Source organism: Nonomuraea lactucae, assembly GCF_003313395.1.
Classification (GTDB): domain Bacteria; phylum Actinomycetota; class Actinomycetes; order Streptosporangiales; family Streptosporangiaceae; genus Nonomuraea; species Nonomuraea lactucae.
This window is the reverse complement of sequence record NZ_QNFZ01000146.1, coordinates 1-14567: the sequence shown is the minus strand read 5'-3', so window position 1 is coordinate 14567 and position 14567 is coordinate 1. Positions and strand designations below refer to the sequence as shown.

Here is a 14567-nt window from a genome sequence, read left to right as displayed (position 1 = left end):
CCCCGCCGGCGGAGCCGCCGAGGCCAGTGGACCCACCGAGGCCAGTGGTGCCGCCGAGGCCAGTGGTGCCGCCGAGGCCGGTGGGCGCGACGGCCGGTGCGGCGGCCGACTCGGGGGACGGCGCGGCAGCCGGTGCGGAGACGTCCCCGGTGGCGTGGGCGGGCGACTCCAAGACGGACCCGATCGCGCACTCGGGCGACTCCAAGACGTCCCCGGTCGCGCACTCGGGCGACTCCGGGACGTCCCCGGTGGCGCGCTCGGGGGCGCGGTGGGTGAGCCAGTCGCAGACCCATGGGGGTGGCGCGGCGATGGGCAGGGCGCCGGCCGACCACAGCAGCAACAGCCCGAGCGCGTGCTTGCAAGGGAACTTCCTGCTGGGGCAGCTGCACCGGAAGGCGGGCTCGGTCAGGTCGACGCACGCGAGGTAGGGCGTGGCCCCGCTGCCTGCGCACTCGCCGAACACCACGGTGCCCGTCGTCCCGCGCACCGGCCACCTGGCGGGCGCGGCGACGCCCTGGGCCGCCCTCCGGGACGGCGTGTCGGGGGCGAGGGCGAGCACCTGGTCACGGCTCCACCGTTCGGTCACTTGGTCACACTAGCCACGCGGACCGACATTACGCGGTGCGTCGATCCGGCTCTCCCCTCGTAGACTGCCCGATGTGGAGTTGACGATCTATCCGGACGGCCCGACGACCGAGGTCGCCGACGAGGCCGAAGCTCTGGCCAGCGGGCTGGCGGGCCAGCTGGTCCTGGACGGCACCCGCTTCCTGCGGCGCGACGTCACGGGCGCCCCGATCGGGTTCGTCGAGCGCCCGCCCGTCGCCCGCGCTCTGGACCTGCTCCCCCATCCGGAGGGCGGCTGGTTCCGGGAGACCTGGAGGGCTCCGGTCACGTTCCGGCCGGAGGGCTATCCCGGTCCGCGGGTGAGCGCCACCGGCATCTACTTCCTGCTGCAGCCGGGTGAGGAGTCCATACCGCACCGGGTCCGTTCGGACGAGGTGTGGCTGTGGCACCGCGGCGGGCCGCTGTCTCTGACGGTGGGCGACGAGACGATCACGCTGGGGCCGCTGGTCGAGGAGGGGCAGGTGCCGCAGGCGGTGGTTCCCGGGGGCGCCTGGCAGTCCGCACGTCCGGCGGCGGACGAGGCCGTGCTGGTGAGCTGCGTCGTCTCCCCGGGCTTCGACTTCGCGGACTTCTCGACCTAGCATCGGCGACCCGCGGTATGCCCAGCGCGCGACCCGCGGGATTGCCGGGACTTGTCCTGTCCTCTACCTGCGCCGGACCGTAGGCCGGGCGGGGCGGGGAAGGCCAACGGGCATGGGGCGACTGCCCACGTACCACCCGATGCTCGCCCAGCTCGGCACCCTGCCTCCGCCCGCGCAGCACCACCTGTGGAGCGCGGAGATGAAGTGGGACGGCGTGCGCGGCCTGGCGTACGTCGAGGCGGGGGCGCTGCGGCTCATGTCGCGCAACTCCAAGGACGTGACCCTGGCCTACCCGGAGCTGTACCCGATGGCGGGGGCGGTGGGCGGGCGGGACGTCGTGCTGGACGGCGAGATCGTGGCGTTCGACGACGCGGGGCGGCCCAGCTTCGGCGCGCTCGCGCCCCGCATGCACCAGCGCAGCCCCGCCAAGGTGGCCGAGCTGGTCAAGGCCGTGCCCGTCACGTACATGATCTTCGACGTGCTGCACGTGGACGACCGCAGCGTCGTCCGCCTGCCGTACGACGAGCGGCGCGAGCTCCTCGAACGGCTGGTCACGCCCGGCTTCCGCTGGCAGACGCCGGTGTCGTTCCGCGGCGACCCGCGCGCCGCGCTCGACGCCAGTCGCGCGCTCGGCCTGGAGGGCGTGGTGGTCAAGCGCCGCGACTCGCACTACCGGCCGGGGCGGCGCGGGCCGGAGTGGACGAAGGTGAAGAACTTCTCCCACATCGAGGTGGTCATCGGCGGCTGGAAGCCGGGAGCGGGCCGGCGCGGCGGGCGGATCGGGTCGCTGCTGCTCGGCGCGTACGATCAGGGCGGCCGGCTGCTGTACGTGGGCCATGTCGGCACGGGCTTCACCGACGCCATGCTGGAGGCCCTCCACCAGGAGCTGGCGCCGCTGGAACGGCCGGGCTCGCCCTTCGGGGTGCCGGTGCCGCGCGAGTACGCCCGCGACGCCCGCTGGGTGGAGCCCCGGCTGGTGGGCGAGGTGCGGTACGCCGAGCTGACGGGCGACGGGCGGCTCCGTCACCCATCGTGGCGCGGCCTGCGCCCGGACCGTGAACCCGCGGAGGTAAGGATCGGGGACCTGTTCAGCGGGCACCCCGCCGGACGGAGCGGCCGCTCACCCGGTGACACGGTCGCCGGGTGACCGCTACGGGCGCACGGGGCCGCGTCGCAGGCGCACCGGACGGGGTGTCGCAGGCGCCACCCGGACGGGTGTCGCAGGCGGACCCGGACGGGGTGAGGAGCAGCGTGAGCGCTACGGGCGCACGGGGCCGCGGTAGGGCAGGGGCTGGCTGTAGACGACATTCGTCGTGGTGCCCCCGAACTCGGCCAGCTCGTCCACGATCTGTTCGAGGTGGCTCATCGAGCCGGCCGCCACCTTGAGCGTTTGACGCGCTCCCCAGCCTGAAGGCCGGAGATTCAGCCCGTTCCGCGTGTGCGGCACTTCTGATGGCTTCCTGCTTCGCCGGGTCCTGCCCTCCGCTACGCGGCGGGTCTTACGGTCCCTCCACAGGCGTTTGACTTGTCCGCCCGTCCAGCGGCCAAGATGTTGATCGCGGCGTTGATGTCGCGATCGTGGGATGTCCCGCACGAGCAGGTCCACGACCGGGTATTCAACGGCACCTTGTCTCGCAAGGCTCCACACGCCGAGCACAACTTCGACGACGGGAAGAACCGGTCGATCCTCGCGAAGACGCGGCCGTACCGCCTCGCCTTGTACTCCAGCATGCCGACGAACCGGGACCAACCCGCGTCGTGCACGCTCTTGGCCAGACGTGTGCGCCCCAGCCCGGACACGGCAAGATTCTCCACGTACACCGCTTGGTTGTCGCGGATGATCCGCGTGGAGAGCTTGTGTGCCCAGTCCCGGCGCGTGTCGGCCACCCCGGCATGCGCCTTGGCAACCTTGCGTGCGGCTTTGGCCCGGTTTGCCGAGCCTTTCTCTTTCCTGGACAGCGCCTTGTGCGCCTTGCGTAACCTGCGTTCGGCACGCCGCAGCAGGCGCGGGTTGGCCACCTTCCGCCCGTCCGACAGGACGGCGAAGTGGGTCAGCCCGAGGTCGATGCCGACCTCCACCGCCGTCTCGGGCAACGGCTCCTCGCCCGTCTCGACGACGAACGAGGCGAAGTACCGGCCCGCCGCGTCTTTGACCACGGTCACGGAGGACGGGTCCGAGGGCAGTGAACGGGACCAGCGGACCGGCACCTCCCCGATCTTCGGCAGGCGCAGCCTGCCGCCCGCCGTGATCGCGAACCGGGCATTCTTGGTGAAGCGGATGGCCTGCCGGTTGTCCTTGCGGGAACGGAACCGGGGGGGCGCCGCCTTGCGCCCCTTCCGCTTACCGGCGAGCGAGGCGAAGAAGTTGCGGTAGGCGCTGTTCAGGTCGCCGAGCGCCTGCTGAAGGACCACGGCTGAGACCTCGCCCAGCCACGAGCGTTCCGGCGTCGCCTTCGCCCGCGTGATCACCAGCTTGGACAGATCCCCGTCCGAGATGTATGGCAAGCCCTGCTCGTGGGCATCCTGCCGCGCCCGCAGCCCGTCGTTGAACACCGTCCGCGCACACCCGAACGCTCTGGCCAGGGCCTGGCGCTGACCGGCGGTCGGGTAGAGGCGGAAGTTGTACCGGAGCTGCACCCACTAATTGTACATCCATATACATGAAGATGCTTGCACGTACACTGACCCGCATGGAAACGGAAGAGATGAGCGTCGCCGACGCGCGCAAGCAGTTCGCGGACATCCTCAACCACGCCGCCGTCCGGGGCCGCATCACCTACATCACCAACCGGGGACGCAGGATCGCCGCTGTCGTCCCGGTACCAATCGCGGAAGCGGCCGAACCCGCACAGGGCGGACCCGGCTGACATTGCGGATCTCAGGCTCACCCCGCCCCTCGGCCAGCGGGACGCGGCCGTCTCACAGGCCGCCCATCTGGACACTCTGACGGAGGAACCATGACACCCGACGACGAACGATTCCTGCGCCGGGCCATCGAGCTGGCCGCCGAGGCGCGCGCGGCCGGTGACCCGCCGTTCGGCTCGCTGCTGGTGGGCGCGGGCGGCGGCGTGCTGGCCGAGGAGCGCAACACGACCGTCTCCGGCAGAGACATCACCGCGCACCCGGAGCTGAAGCTGGCCCGCTGGGCAGGCCGCGAGCTGGCCCCGGACGTGGCCGCCGCGACCACGATGTACACCAGCTGCCAGCCGTGCGGCATGTGCGCCGGCGCGATCGAACGCTCCTTCCTTGGCCGCGTGGTGTTCGCCCTGTCCACCGGGCAGCTCGCCGGCCTCAAGCCGCCCGCGCCGGCCGCCGGCGCGCGTCTGGAAGGTCCGTTCCTGTACGAGGAGGCGCGCGTCCCCGTCGAGGGCTACTACCGCTGATCGAGCAGGCGGGCGGCGAGCCAGGGCCGCAGGATCGGCAGCACGTTCGCGGGCTGCATGGCTCCGGTGTGGTCGAGGCCGTCCAGCACCCGCACGTCCCAGCCGAGCGCCTCCAGCTCGGCGCGCCGGGTCACCACCGGGCCGGCGATGTCGACGCGCACGCCGCCCCAGCGTTCGCCGTACTCGATCACGTCGGCGGAGCCCGCGAAGCACAGGCGCGGGCAGCCGACCGACGCCTGCGCGGCCCGGTCGTCGAACCCGCGCAGCTCCTCGTAGAGCGTGACGTACTGACGGGTCTGCTCGGGCGTCCTCGTCACCTCCACGGAATCCCAGTCGAACTCCTCTCCCGCCTTCGGCTCGGGTGCGGGGACGGCCTGGGCCGCCCCGGACATCGCGTGCGCCGCGGCGGTGACGGCGAGCATCTCCGCGTACGGCCCGCCGAGCGGCGGGAACCCGCCCATGACCAGCGCCGACAGGCGGTCGGTGCGGACGGCGAGCTGGAGCCCGCTGAGCGCCAGCCATGAGTAGCCGTAGTAGGCGAACCGCTCCGCTCCGGCCGCGTCGGCCACGGCGAGCAGGTCGGCGGCGACGTTCGCGGGGGTCAGGGTGGCGGGCTTGGGCGTGCTCTCGACGTGGCCCTCGTAGTCGAACGCGACCACCCGGAACACGTCGCTGAGCCCGTCGATGAGGGACCGGCCGAGGGCGGGGTCCACGCCCCACTCGCGCATCCTGTCGGCCTGCTCTCCTTCGGCGGGGTGGGGGTTGACCGGCAGCAGCAGGGCCGGGCCGCTGCCGTGCGCCTCCACCTCGATGCCGGCTCCGTCGTGCAGTCTGGCCTCGGGCACGAGATCTCCTTAGGTCGTAAAGAGTTTGCCGCGCCAGAATAGCTTATGTTGTAAGGAATTGCGCCGTCACCCGGCCACGCGGCCGAGCTCGGCGGGATAGTCGGGCAGGTCCACGATGCTGCTGACCTTCTGCCCTTCCTTGAGCATCCACCGCATGAGGAAGGGCCTGGACAGCAGGCCGTCGCGCAGGCGCATGCCGGTCACGGTGCGCGGAGCGAGGAACTTCCCGGTGCGGTCACCGCCCTTCTGGCAGCCCTCGGCGTAGCCGCGCATCAGGCTCTCGTACCTGCCGAAGGCGGCCCGGTGGTCGCCCCTGGCCCGCGCGAGCTCGCCGGCCAGCACGTACGCGGCGACCACCGCGGTGCCCGTCCCCATGCCGCCGATCGTGGCGCCGCACGCGGCGTCGCCGACGAGGCCGATCCGCCCGGAGGACCAGGTGTCCACGTCGGCCCGGCTGATGGAGTCGAAGTACAGATCGGGCGCCTCGCGCAGGGAGTCCAGCAGCCTGGGCACCTCCCAGCCGAGGCCGCGGAAGGCGTCCACGATGAGCCGCTTCTGCTGGTCGACGTCGTGGCGGTCGTACGACAGCTCGGGCGCCGCGAAGACGACGAAGGCGCTCGCCCGTCCGGGGTCGCGGGCGTCGGCGCCGATCGAGGCCAGCCGGCCCGGGGCGTTGTAGCCGATGGAGCCGCGGGTGAGGCCGAGGTGGTTGGGCAGCGACCACGTGGCGGCGTAGTAGCCCAGGTGGCGCACGTACCTCTCCTCGGGGCCGAAGGCGAGCCGGCGGACCTGCGAGTGCAGCCCGTCCGCCCCGATCACGAGGCCGAACTCGCGCGGCGCCCCACGCCTGAACTCCACCCGCACGCCCGACGGGGTTTCGGCCAGGCCGGTGATCGAGTCGCCGAAGACGTACTCGGTCCATGGGAGGCTGTGCCGGTGCAGGGTCCGGACGAGGTCTCCGCGGAGCACCTCCACGTCGCCGCCCGCGAACTCGGCGGGCAGGTCCAGCAGCACGCGGCCGTTCTCGGCCACGAAGCGCATCGGGCTGCCGCCGGTCTGGATCCGGCGCAGGTCCGCGAGGACGCCCATGCGTTCCAGCACGGTCAGGTGCGTGTCGCCGCGGAAGTCGACGGCCTGGCCGCCCTCGCGGAGCGCCGGGGCCAGCTCGACGACCGTGGGCTTGAAGCCGTAGCGCCCCAGCCAGCAGGCGAGCGCGGGACCGGCGATGCTCGCGCCGGAGATGAGGACGGTCTGGTTCACGGGGATCCCTTCCTTCAGCAGCACTGTGTCCAATGGACACAGTTAATTACTGTGTACGATAGACGCAGTTTTAGGTTCCCGGCAAGGCCGGAGGCGGGAGGGGCTGCGCGGAATGGCTGACGAGCACGCCGAGACGGTGCGCATCCTGTGGGGTCCACACCCCAGGCCGGCCCGCGGCCCGAAGCCGGCGCTCGACCTGGGCCGCATCGCGCGGGCCGGGATCGAGATCGCCGACGCGGAGAGCCTGCCCGCCGTGTCCATGCAGCGGGTCGCGGCGCGGCTGGACGTCACCAAGATGGCGCTCTACCGGTACGTGCCGGGCAAGGCGGAGCTGATCGCGTTGATGGTGGACACCGCGGTCGGCCCGCCCCCGGCCGGCGAGGGGCGGGGGGGCGGCTGGCGGGAGCGGTTGGAGGAGTGGGCCCGGGCGCTGCTGGCGGTCTTCGGCAGGCATCCGTGGGTGCTGGAGGCCACCGTCGGCCCGCGGATCATGGGCCCGGCGGAGCTGTCCTGGCTAGACCGGGCCGTCTCCGCGCTGGACGGCACCGGCCTCGACGGCGCCGAGCGGATGGACGCCGCCGTCCTGCTGGCCGTGCATGTGCGCGGCATCTCCGAGCAGTCCCGCGCCGCCGGGCCGGCGGGCTCGCCCGAGGCGCAGCTCGGCGCGCTCCTCGGGGAGCTGATGCGGGCCCACGGCGAACGCTTTCCCGCTCTCACCGCGGCGCTCTCCTCGGCCGCACGGTCCGGTGGGCAGGATCAGGCGTGGGAGTTCGGCCTGCGGCGCATCCTGGACGGCCTCGCCGTGCTCATCGACGAGCGGGCGCGCTGACCGCTCACTCGCCTCGCGGGCCGCCCCGGGCCGGGTGCTCGCCCCCGGCGCGCTCGCCGCCGACGTGCTCGCGCTGGAACGTGGCGTACAGCCACCAGAGCGACGGCAGCAGCAACAGCGCGCCGACGGCCAGGGAGCCGAGGGTCGCCGCCAGCACGGTGCCGTTCGCCGCCGCCTCCTCGACCGTCAGCCCCGGCAGCAACTCCGGATACTGGCCCACGCCCCACCCCCACAGCAGCCCCGTGACCGCGAGCGCCGCGCTCACCCGTACCGCGAGGTAGGCGCGGATCCACAGCAGCGCCAGCGAGGCCAGTCCCGCGGCCACCGACAGCACCAGGAACGGCAGGGCCCGCCCGGCGACCAGCTCGGCGAACAGGAGAGGCGCGTCGGCACGCAGCACGATCAGCCCGGCGGCCGACAGCACGCCCACCACCAGACCGGCCGCCAGGCCGCGCCGCCTGAACTGCTCCGCCAGATCGTCCTGGCCGGTGCGCTGGGCGTCGCGGGTGAGGTACACGGCGGCCAGGTAGGCGGCGGTGCCGACGGCCAGCGCGCCGGCGACCGCGGAGGTGGGGTTGGCCCAGCTGGTGATCAGGTCGCCCGCGGCGATGCCCGGTGGCACCCGCCCCGAGGCGACGCCCCCGGCGACCGTGCCCAGGAAGAACGGGGTGACCACCGAGGAGAACGCGAACGCCGCGCCGAACAGCCGCCGCTGCCACAGCTCCGTCGAGACCTTCCGGAAGGCGAACGCCGAGCCCCTGGCGATGACGCCCAGCGCCGCGAGGGTCAGCGGGATGTAGAGGGTGGAGGCGACCGAGGCGAACACCGGCGGGACGCCCGTCCACAACAGCACGATCACGAAGATCAGCCACACGTGGTTGGCCTCCCACACCGGCCCGATCGAGTGCTCGATCAGCTCCCGCTGCCGCCGGCCGCCCTCCGGCCCGCCCGCCAGCAGGTCCCACACACCTCCGCCGAAGTCGGCGCCGCCGAACAGGACATACGCGGTCAGCCCGATCCACATGACCGCGAGCAGCATCTCCGGCAACGGCATGATCAGACGACCTCGTGGCCGGAGGCGTCGCGTTCCTGCGGGGCGACCGGCACCGGCAGGTCACGGGCCAGGCGGCGCAGCACGTGCACCGTCGCCACCGTCAGCACCACGTAGACGGCGCTCACCAGCGCGAACCCGTACACCAGGCCCGGCGCCGGGTTCACCGCGTCCGAGGTGCGCATGACGCCGAACACGATCCACGGCTGGCGTCCCACCTCGGTCACGATCCAGCCCGCCTCCAGCGCCAGCGCCGCCGCCGCCCCTGACAGCGCCGCCGCGCGCAGGAACCACCTGGAACGGGGCGGCTCGCGCCGCCGCCACCAGGCCACCCCCAGCCACGCCGCCAGCCCCAGCAGCGCGAACCCCACTCCGACCATCACCTGGAACGCCCAGTGCACCACGTTGACCGGCGGCCAGTCACCGGGCGGCACCTGGTCCAGCCCCTGGACCACGGCGTCCGGGTCCCACCGGGCCAGCAGCGACAGCCCGTGCGGTATCTCCACGGCGTACCGCATCTCCCCGTCGACCACGACGCCACCGAGGTGCAGCGGCACCCCGCGGCCGGTCCTGAACACGCCCTCCATCGCGGCGAGCTTGACCGGCTGGAAGTCCGCGACGAAGTGCGCGGCCCAGTCGCCCACCCCGATCTGCGCCGGGGTGACGATCGCCGCCACGGTGAGCGGCAGCAGCAGGCCCAGCCGGTGGTAGCGGTCGCGCCGCCCGCGCAGCATCGCGACGGCGTACACGCTCGCCATCCCGAACCCCGCCACCATGAACGCCGCCAGGATCATGTGCACGGTCTGCGGCGGCGTGGCCGGGTTGAACATCGCCGCCCACGGGTCCACCGCCACCACCCGGCCGTCCCGGAGCAGGAAACCCGTCGGCTGCTGCATCCAGGCGTTGGCCGTGACGACGAAGAACGCGCTGGCCACCCCCGCGAGCACGATGGGAATCCCGGACAGCATGTGCTTCACCGGCGGCAGCCGGTCCCAGGCGTACAGGTAGATCCCCAGGAAGATGGCCTCGATGAAGAACGCGATGCCCTCCAGGGAGAACGGCAGCCCGATCACCTCGCCGAACGTGCCCATGAGCCCCGGCCACAGCAGCCCCATCTCGAACGACAGGATGGTGCCCGACACCGCGCCCACGGCGAACAGCACGCCCATGGCCCGCGCCCACCGCCGGGCCAGCAGGCGGTAGTGGTCGTCACCGGTGCGGTGGCCGCGCCATTCGGCCAGGAGCGTGATGGCGGGCATCCCGACGCCGAAACAGGCGATGACGATGTGCCAGCCCAGCGAGAGGGCCATCTGCATGCGGGCGGCGGCCAGGTCGGCGTCGATCAGGCGGAGGGCGGCCGCCGCCTCCAGGACGTGAGCGTCCATGGATCCTTCTCCTCCCCACCGGGTGTGGAAAGCCGCCCGGACCTCGCGGTCCGGACGGCAGCTGGTTCACGCGACTTCTAGGGTCGGTGGTGGTCTCTGTGACGGTCTCTGTCACGGCGGAACCTGCGGATGTCATCGTCCTGAAGATGACGAAGGCGACGCTCCCTGACCTGCTTGGCGAAGCATCTCGTCCTCTTCTGCGCGTCGAGGATGACGCCGCACGGTCTGGCGACGAACTGATCACTCGTCGTGAGCCGCGGCACCGGCTGCTGACCGGTGCCGGCTGAGGCTTCGGACACCTGAGCTGAGCCATAGAAGAACGCGGCGACCAGGAGCGAGCCCACGAGCATGGAGCGCGATCTTCGGTGCATGTCCTCCTCCTCTCTGCCAAGTGGTCGTGTGCCCTTCCGGACGTCCAAGTTTTCGTGCCCCGCCCGGCCGGTGTCCACCGAGCTGACCATCATCGGAGGGTTCCCACCCCCATTCGATGCCTGACCCTCCAGCCGTAGATCAGCGCAAAGGAGAAACAGACGGAGAACGGCAGTCTCGCCGGGAATATCCAGGGCCGCCAGACGACGCGGCCGGGTGAAAGCCGTGCCGTCGGGGTCGGGTTGGGAAATTTCCGGGGAGATGATTGTCTGGGCGAAGGAACTACGAGGAGGGCACCGGTGACCCGTCAGATCGTCTCCGTTGTGGGTGGCAAGGACGCCGCCAGCGCCAGCACCTACCAGTCGACCAACCCCGCGCGCACCAGCGAGGTCGTGGCCGCCGTCGGGATGGCCGACGCCGACACCTTCGCCGCCGCCTGCCGCACGGCGAAGGAGGCGCAGCGGGAGTGGGCCGAGGTGCCGCCGCCGGTGCGCGGGCGGGTGATCGCGTCGATCGGGCGGCTGGTGGAGGCCAACACCGAGCGGCTGGCCCGGCTGGTGACCGAGGAGATCGGCAAGCCGTACGCCGAGGCGCTGGGCGAGGTGCGCGAGATCGTCGACACGTGCGACTTCTTCCTCGGTGAGGGACGCCGGCTGTACGGGCAGACGGTGCCGTCGGAGATGCCGGACAAGAACCTGTTCACCTTCCGCAACCCGGTGGGCGTGGCGGCGGTGATCACCGCGGGCAACTTCCCGGTCGCGGTGCCGTCCTGGTACCTGGTGCCGGCGCTGCTGTGCGGCAACGCCGTGGTGTGGAAGCCCGCCGAGTACGCCGCCGCCTCCGGGCACGCCCTCTACCAGCTGTTCGCCGCCGCCGGGCTGCCCGACGGGGTGCTCAACGTGGTGTTCGCCGACGGCGCCGAGACGTTCCGGGGCCTGGAGCGGGCGCTGGAGGAGGGCACCGTACACAAGATCGGGTTCACCGGGTCGAGCGATGTGGGCCGGAAGGTGGGCGAGCTCGCCGGGCGGCACCTGCAGTCGGCCTGCCTGGAGCTGGGCGGCAAGAACCCGATGGTGATCATGCCGGACGCGGACCTCGACCTGGCCGTGGAGGGGGCGCTGTTCTCCGGGTTCGGCACGGCCGGGCAGCGCTGCACCAGCCTGGGCACGGTGATCGTGCACGAGAGCGTCCACGACGAGTTCGTCGAGCGGTTCACGCGGGCCGTGCGGGAGGCCAGGATCGGCGAGCCCGGCGAGGACGTGCTGGCGGGCCCGCTGCTCGACCAGAAGTTCGCCGACCGGTACGAGGAGTACCTGACCTGGATCGAGCCCCACCACCGGGTGGTGACGGGCGAGACCGGGAGGATCACCGGGGACAGCCCGCGCGAGGGCTTCACCGGCGAGGGCGGGCTCTACTACCACCCCGTCGTCGTGGACGGCGTGCGCTCCTCCGACCGGCTGTTCCTGGAGGAGACGTTCGGGCCGATCGTCGGCGTGACGACGTTCCGCACCCTGGACGAGGCCGTCGCGCTGGCCAACCTGCCTGGCTACGGCCTGTCCAGCTCGATCTACACGACCGACGCCGCGAACGCCTTCCGCTTCCGCGAGGGCGTCTCCGCCGGGATGGTGAGCGTCAACAACTCGACGTCGGGGGCCGAGGCGCACCTGCCGTTCGGCGGCAACGGCAAGTCGGGCAACGGCAGCCGCCAGTCGGGCATGTGGGTGCTCGACCAGTTCACCCGCTGGCAGGCGATGAACTGGGACCACTCCGGACGCCTCCAGAAGGCGCAGATGGATGTGGCCGACATCACACCGGATCTTTCCTTCCGGATCTAAGACCTTTCCTCCGCAAGGGGAAGAACGCCCTTCGGCCGAGCGGCGTGGGCGGCTGGGGCCGGTGGCGAGGTGCGAGCATGGCCGCGCCACGACTACGTAACGCAGTCACGGTGCGACAGTTCGCAGTTGCGGCAGGCTCAGGGAAGAAGAACAGGGAAGAAAAAGGGGAACGCGGGCCCCATCGGGGGTGCCCGCGTTCCCTCAGCCCGTCCTGGCCCTCAGCCGGTCCTGGTCAGGTCGGGTTGATCAGACGTGGCCGGCCGATCAGACCTGGCCGGCCTTCTCCAGGGCCGCGCAGCAGGTGTTCACCAGCAGGCGGGTGACCACGTACGGGTCGACGTTGGCGTTGGGACGGCGGTCCTCGATGTAGCCCTTCTTCTCCACCTCGACCTGCCACGGGATGCGGACGGAGGCGCCGCGGTGGGACACGCCGTAGCTGTACTTGTTCCACGGGGCGGTCTCGTGGTGGCCGGTGAGGCGGGACTCGATGTCGGAGCCGTACTGGGTGACGTGCTCCATCGGCTTGTCGCCCTCGCCGAGCGCCTCGCAGGCGGTGATGATGGCGTCGTAGCCCTCGCGCATGGCCTTGGTGGAGAAGTTGGTGTGCGCGCCGGCGCCGTTCCAGTCGCCGCGGGCGGGCTTGGGGTCGAGCGTGGCCTCCACGCCGGACTCCTCGGCCGTCCGGTAGAGCAGGTAGCGGGCGAGCCAGAGGTGGTCGCCGGCCTCGACGGGGCCCGCCGGGCCGATCTGGAACTCCCACTGGCCGGGCATGACCTCGGCGTTGATGCCGGAGATCTTCAGGCCGGCGGCGATGCAGCGGTCGAGGTGGAGCTCGACGATCTCGCGGCCGAACACGGCCTCGGCGCCCACACCGCAGTAGTAGTGGCCCTGCGGGGCGGGGAAGCCGCCGTCGGGGAAGCCGAGCGGGCGGCTGCCCTTGAAGAAGGTGTACTCCTGCTCGATGCCGAACCACGACTCCTGCTCGGCGTACTGCTCGGCGATCGGGCGCAGCAGGGCGCGGGTGTTGCTCACGTGCGGCGTGCCGTCGATCTCCTCGACCTCGCACAGAACCAGCACGTTGTCACCGCCGCGGATCGGGTCGGGACAGGTGAGGACGGGCCGGAGCACCCGGTCGGAGGAGTGGCCCTCGGCCTGGTTTGTGCTGGAGCCGTCGAAGCCCCACACCGGCGGCTCGACGCCATCGGCGAGGATCTTCGTCTTGGAACGCAGCAGAGCGGTCGGCTCGGTGCCGTCGATCCAGATGTACTCAGCCTTGTAGGTCACAACCCGGTCCTTTCAGGGGTTTTTCAGCCGCGCCGAGTCTTCCGGATGACCGTTTCCCAGTTTTTGCCCGGATGTGAACGTCGTGTTAATCGAGCGGACGAATCGTCCCGGTGCCCTGGACCAGGATCCTGGCGTTGGGACCGCCCTCCCCGCAGCCGGGGCCGTTCGGGAAGCGGCCCTTGGGAGTGACCTGGGCGGTGGTGTCCAGGAGCTTCTCGCGCCGCGCGCCGTACAGGGTGAGCCGGACTTCGACCGGCCGCTTGGGCAGCCCGGCGACGTCGCCGAACCCCGACTTGCTCGCCAGCGGCACCGCCGTGACCGAGCAGGTGTCCCCGGCGCAGGTCTGCTGCCCGGCGCGCGTGTCGGGGAAGAGCTCCAGGCGCGGCTTCCGGCAGGCGCCGTCCCAGCAGACCTCCATGGCGACCTCCCGCGCCTCGGCCGCCAGCGGCGGCTCGACGGTCACGCCGACGCCGACCGGGGTGCCGATGCCCGTGCAGGTGCGGGGCTCCGCGAGGCCGCACCCGGTCAGGGCGACGGACGCGGCGAGGATCACGACGAGTCGGTTCACGTATGTACGACGTGAGCCGGGCGGGGGCCGGTTCAGGGGTACGCGTGATCGGTCGTCCCGAGTCAGTTCCTTCCGCCGGGGTTCTTGCCGTCGTAGCCGAGCAGCCGCATGGCCGTGTCGGGGTCCATGGCGGCGGCCAGCAACTGGGCGCGGGCGTGGGCCTCGTCGCGTTCGCGTTCGGCCTTGGCCTGGGCCGAGCGCAGCCCCTTGACGGCGACCACCGCGAGTCCGGCGCCGACGATCGCGGCGACCACGACGACGAACAGCACGAGCAGCAGCCACGGCGAGGCGACGCCGCCGGCCACCGGGGCCGTGCCGGTCGGCGCGGCCATCCCGGTCACGGCCAGCCCGGCGATGAGGGCGAGCACCACGAGCACGAGCAGGCTCGCGATCACCACCCACGCCCGCGGGCTGCGCGGCGGCGGGGGCTGCTCGGACGGCGCCTGGTGGTACACGGGAGCGGGTTCGGGCGCCCAGGGCATCACGAACTCGGGACGCACCGGCTGCCCGGCCTGCTCGGGTCGCGCGAGCGGCTGGGGCTCCACGCCCTGCG

Annotated in this window: 15 protein-coding genes and 1 pseudogene; 7 read left to right on the top strand and 9 right to left on the bottom strand. The window is 72.0% G+C overall.

Translation table 11 applies throughout. From position 1 onward, the window contains the following. Positions 1-586: SWIM zinc finger family protein (locus DQW85_RS09895; protein ID WP_240197063.1), on the bottom strand; the 586-nt coding region annotated here is incomplete at its 3' end. A 73-nt stretch (positions 587-659) separates the two neighbouring features. Between DQW85_RS09895 and DQW85_RS09890 the strand changes: the two genes are divergently transcribed. After that, a complete protein-coding gene (locus DQW85_RS09890; RefSeq protein ID WP_240197062.1) occupies positions 660-1205 on the top strand; it encodes a cupin domain-containing protein in 546 nt (181 codons plus the stop codon). A gap of 112 nt (positions 1206-1317) precedes the next feature. Then, positions 1318-2352 carry a non-homologous end-joining DNA ligase gene (gene ligD / locus DQW85_RS09885; protein WP_113700057.1) on the top strand — a complete coding sequence of 345 codons (1035 nt, stop codon included), beginning with the start codon at positions 1318-1320 and terminating at the stop codon, positions 2350-2352. A 338-nt stretch (positions 2353-2690) separates the two neighbouring features. Here ligD and DQW85_RS09875 read toward each other — a convergent pair whose 3' ends face one another. Continuing rightward, positions 2691-3842, bottom strand: a complete 1152-nt coding sequence (locus DQW85_RS09875; RefSeq protein ID WP_113700056.1) for an RNA-guided endonuclease InsQ/TnpB family protein — start codon at positions 3840-3842, stop codon at positions 2691-2693. 53 nt (positions 3843-3895) lie between these two features. On the opposite strand from DQW85_RS09875, the gene DQW85_RS09870 reads away from it, so the two are divergent. Both DQW85_RS09870 and DQW85_RS09865 read left to right on the top strand, forming a co-directional pair. Next, entirely contained in the window at positions 3896-4072 is a 177-nt protein-coding gene (locus DQW85_RS09870; protein WP_113700055.1) for a type II toxin-antitoxin system prevent-host-death family antitoxin, read from the top strand. Positions 4073-4162: 90 nt separating this feature from the next. Further along, the gene (locus DQW85_RS09865; protein WP_113700054.1) at positions 4163-4588 is read left to right on the top strand and encodes a nucleoside deaminase; all 426 of its coding nucleotides are present in this window, start codon (positions 4163-4165) and stop codon (positions 4586-4588) included. Here DQW85_RS09865 and DQW85_RS09860 read toward each other — a convergent pair. Then, positions 4579-5433, bottom strand: a complete 855-nt coding sequence (locus DQW85_RS09860) for an alpha/beta fold hydrolase (protein ID WP_113700053.1) — start codon at positions 5431-5433, stop codon at positions 4579-4581. The genes DQW85_RS09865 and DQW85_RS09860 overlap by 10 nt on opposite strands. A 66-nt stretch (positions 5434-5499) precedes the next feature. Continuing rightward, positions 5500-6693 (bottom strand): FAD-dependent monooxygenase, encoded by a 1194-nt coding sequence (locus tag DQW85_RS09855; protein ID WP_113700052.1) that lies wholly within the window; start codon positions 6691-6693, stop codon positions 5500-5502. Positions 6694-6805: 112 nt separating this feature from the next. On the opposite strand from DQW85_RS09855, the gene DQW85_RS09850 reads away from it, so the two are divergent. Continuing rightward, positions 6806-7522 carry a TetR/AcrR family transcriptional regulator gene (locus DQW85_RS09850; protein WP_113700051.1) on the top strand — a complete coding sequence of 239 codons (717 nt, stop codon included), beginning with the start codon at positions 6806-6808 and terminating at the stop codon, positions 7520-7522. A 4-nt stretch (positions 7523-7526) separates the two neighbouring features. On the opposite strand, the gene DQW85_RS09845 is transcribed toward DQW85_RS09850, so the two are convergent. Beyond that, positions 7527-8576, bottom strand: a complete 1050-nt coding sequence (locus DQW85_RS09845; protein ID WP_113700050.1) for a cytochrome d ubiquinol oxidase subunit II — start codon at positions 8574-8576, stop codon at positions 7527-7529. A gap of 2 nt (positions 8577-8578) precedes the next feature. Further along, complete coding sequence (locus DQW85_RS09840) at positions 8579-9958, bottom strand: cytochrome ubiquinol oxidase subunit I (protein ID WP_113700049.1); 1380 nt, start codon at positions 9956-9958, stop codon at positions 8579-8581. Positions 9959-10056: 98 nt separating this feature from the next. Between DQW85_RS09840 and DQW85_RS44360 the strand changes: the two genes are divergently transcribed. Together DQW85_RS44360 and DQW85_RS09830 are read left to right on the top strand one after the other, a co-directional pair. Further along, entirely contained in the window at positions 10057-10245 is a 189-nt protein-coding gene (locus tag DQW85_RS44360; protein ID WP_162794869.1) for a hypothetical protein, read from the top strand. Between the two features lie 381 nt (positions 10246-10626). After that, positions 10627-12162, top strand: coding sequence for an aldehyde dehydrogenase family protein (locus DQW85_RS09830; RefSeq protein ID WP_113700047.1), 1536 nt, complete (start codon positions 10627-10629; stop codon positions 12160-12162). Positions 12163-12426: 264 nt separating this feature from the next. On the opposite strand, the gene glnII is transcribed toward DQW85_RS09830, so the two are convergent. The 3 genes and pseudogenes from glnII to DQW85_RS09815 form a co-directional block, all read right to left on the bottom strand. After that, positions 12427-13446, bottom strand: a complete 1020-nt coding sequence (glnII, locus tag DQW85_RS09825) for a glutamine synthetase (protein WP_113700046.1) — start codon at positions 13444-13446, stop codon at positions 12427-12429. A gap of 85 nt (positions 13447-13531) precedes the next feature. Further along, entirely contained in the window at positions 13532-14014 is a 483-nt protein-coding gene (locus DQW85_RS09820; protein ID WP_113700045.1) for a hypothetical protein, read from the bottom strand. Between the two features lie 62 nt (positions 14015-14076). Then, positions 14077-14567 (bottom strand): annotated as a pseudogene (locus tag DQW85_RS09815) (AAA family ATPase); the annotation flags it as partial.

Bases quoted from the DNA above. Each gene is read 5' to 3' on its own strand.
- ligD (WP_113700057.1), top strand. From the start codon at position 1,318: ATGGGGCGACTGCCCACGTACCACCCGATGCTCGCCCAGCTCGGCACC.
- DQW85_RS09870 (WP_113700055.1), top strand. From the start codon at position 3,896: ATGGAAACGGAAGAGATGAGCGTCGCCGACGCGCGCAAGCAGTTCGCG.
- DQW85_RS09865 (WP_113700054.1), top strand. From the start codon at position 4,163: ATGACACCCGACGACGAACGATTCCTGCGCCGGGCCATCGAGCTGGCC.
- DQW85_RS09850 (WP_113700051.1), top strand. From the start codon at position 6,806: ATGGCTGACGAGCACGCCGAGACGGTGCGCATCCTGTGGGGTCCACAC.
- DQW85_RS09845 (WP_113700050.1), bottom strand. From the start codon at position 8,576: ATGCCGTTGCCGGAGATGCTGCTCGCGGTCATGTGGATCGGGCTGACC.
- DQW85_RS09840 (WP_113700049.1), bottom strand. From the start codon at position 9,958: ATGGACGCTCACGTCCTGGAGGCGGCGGCCGCCCTCCGCCTGATCGAC.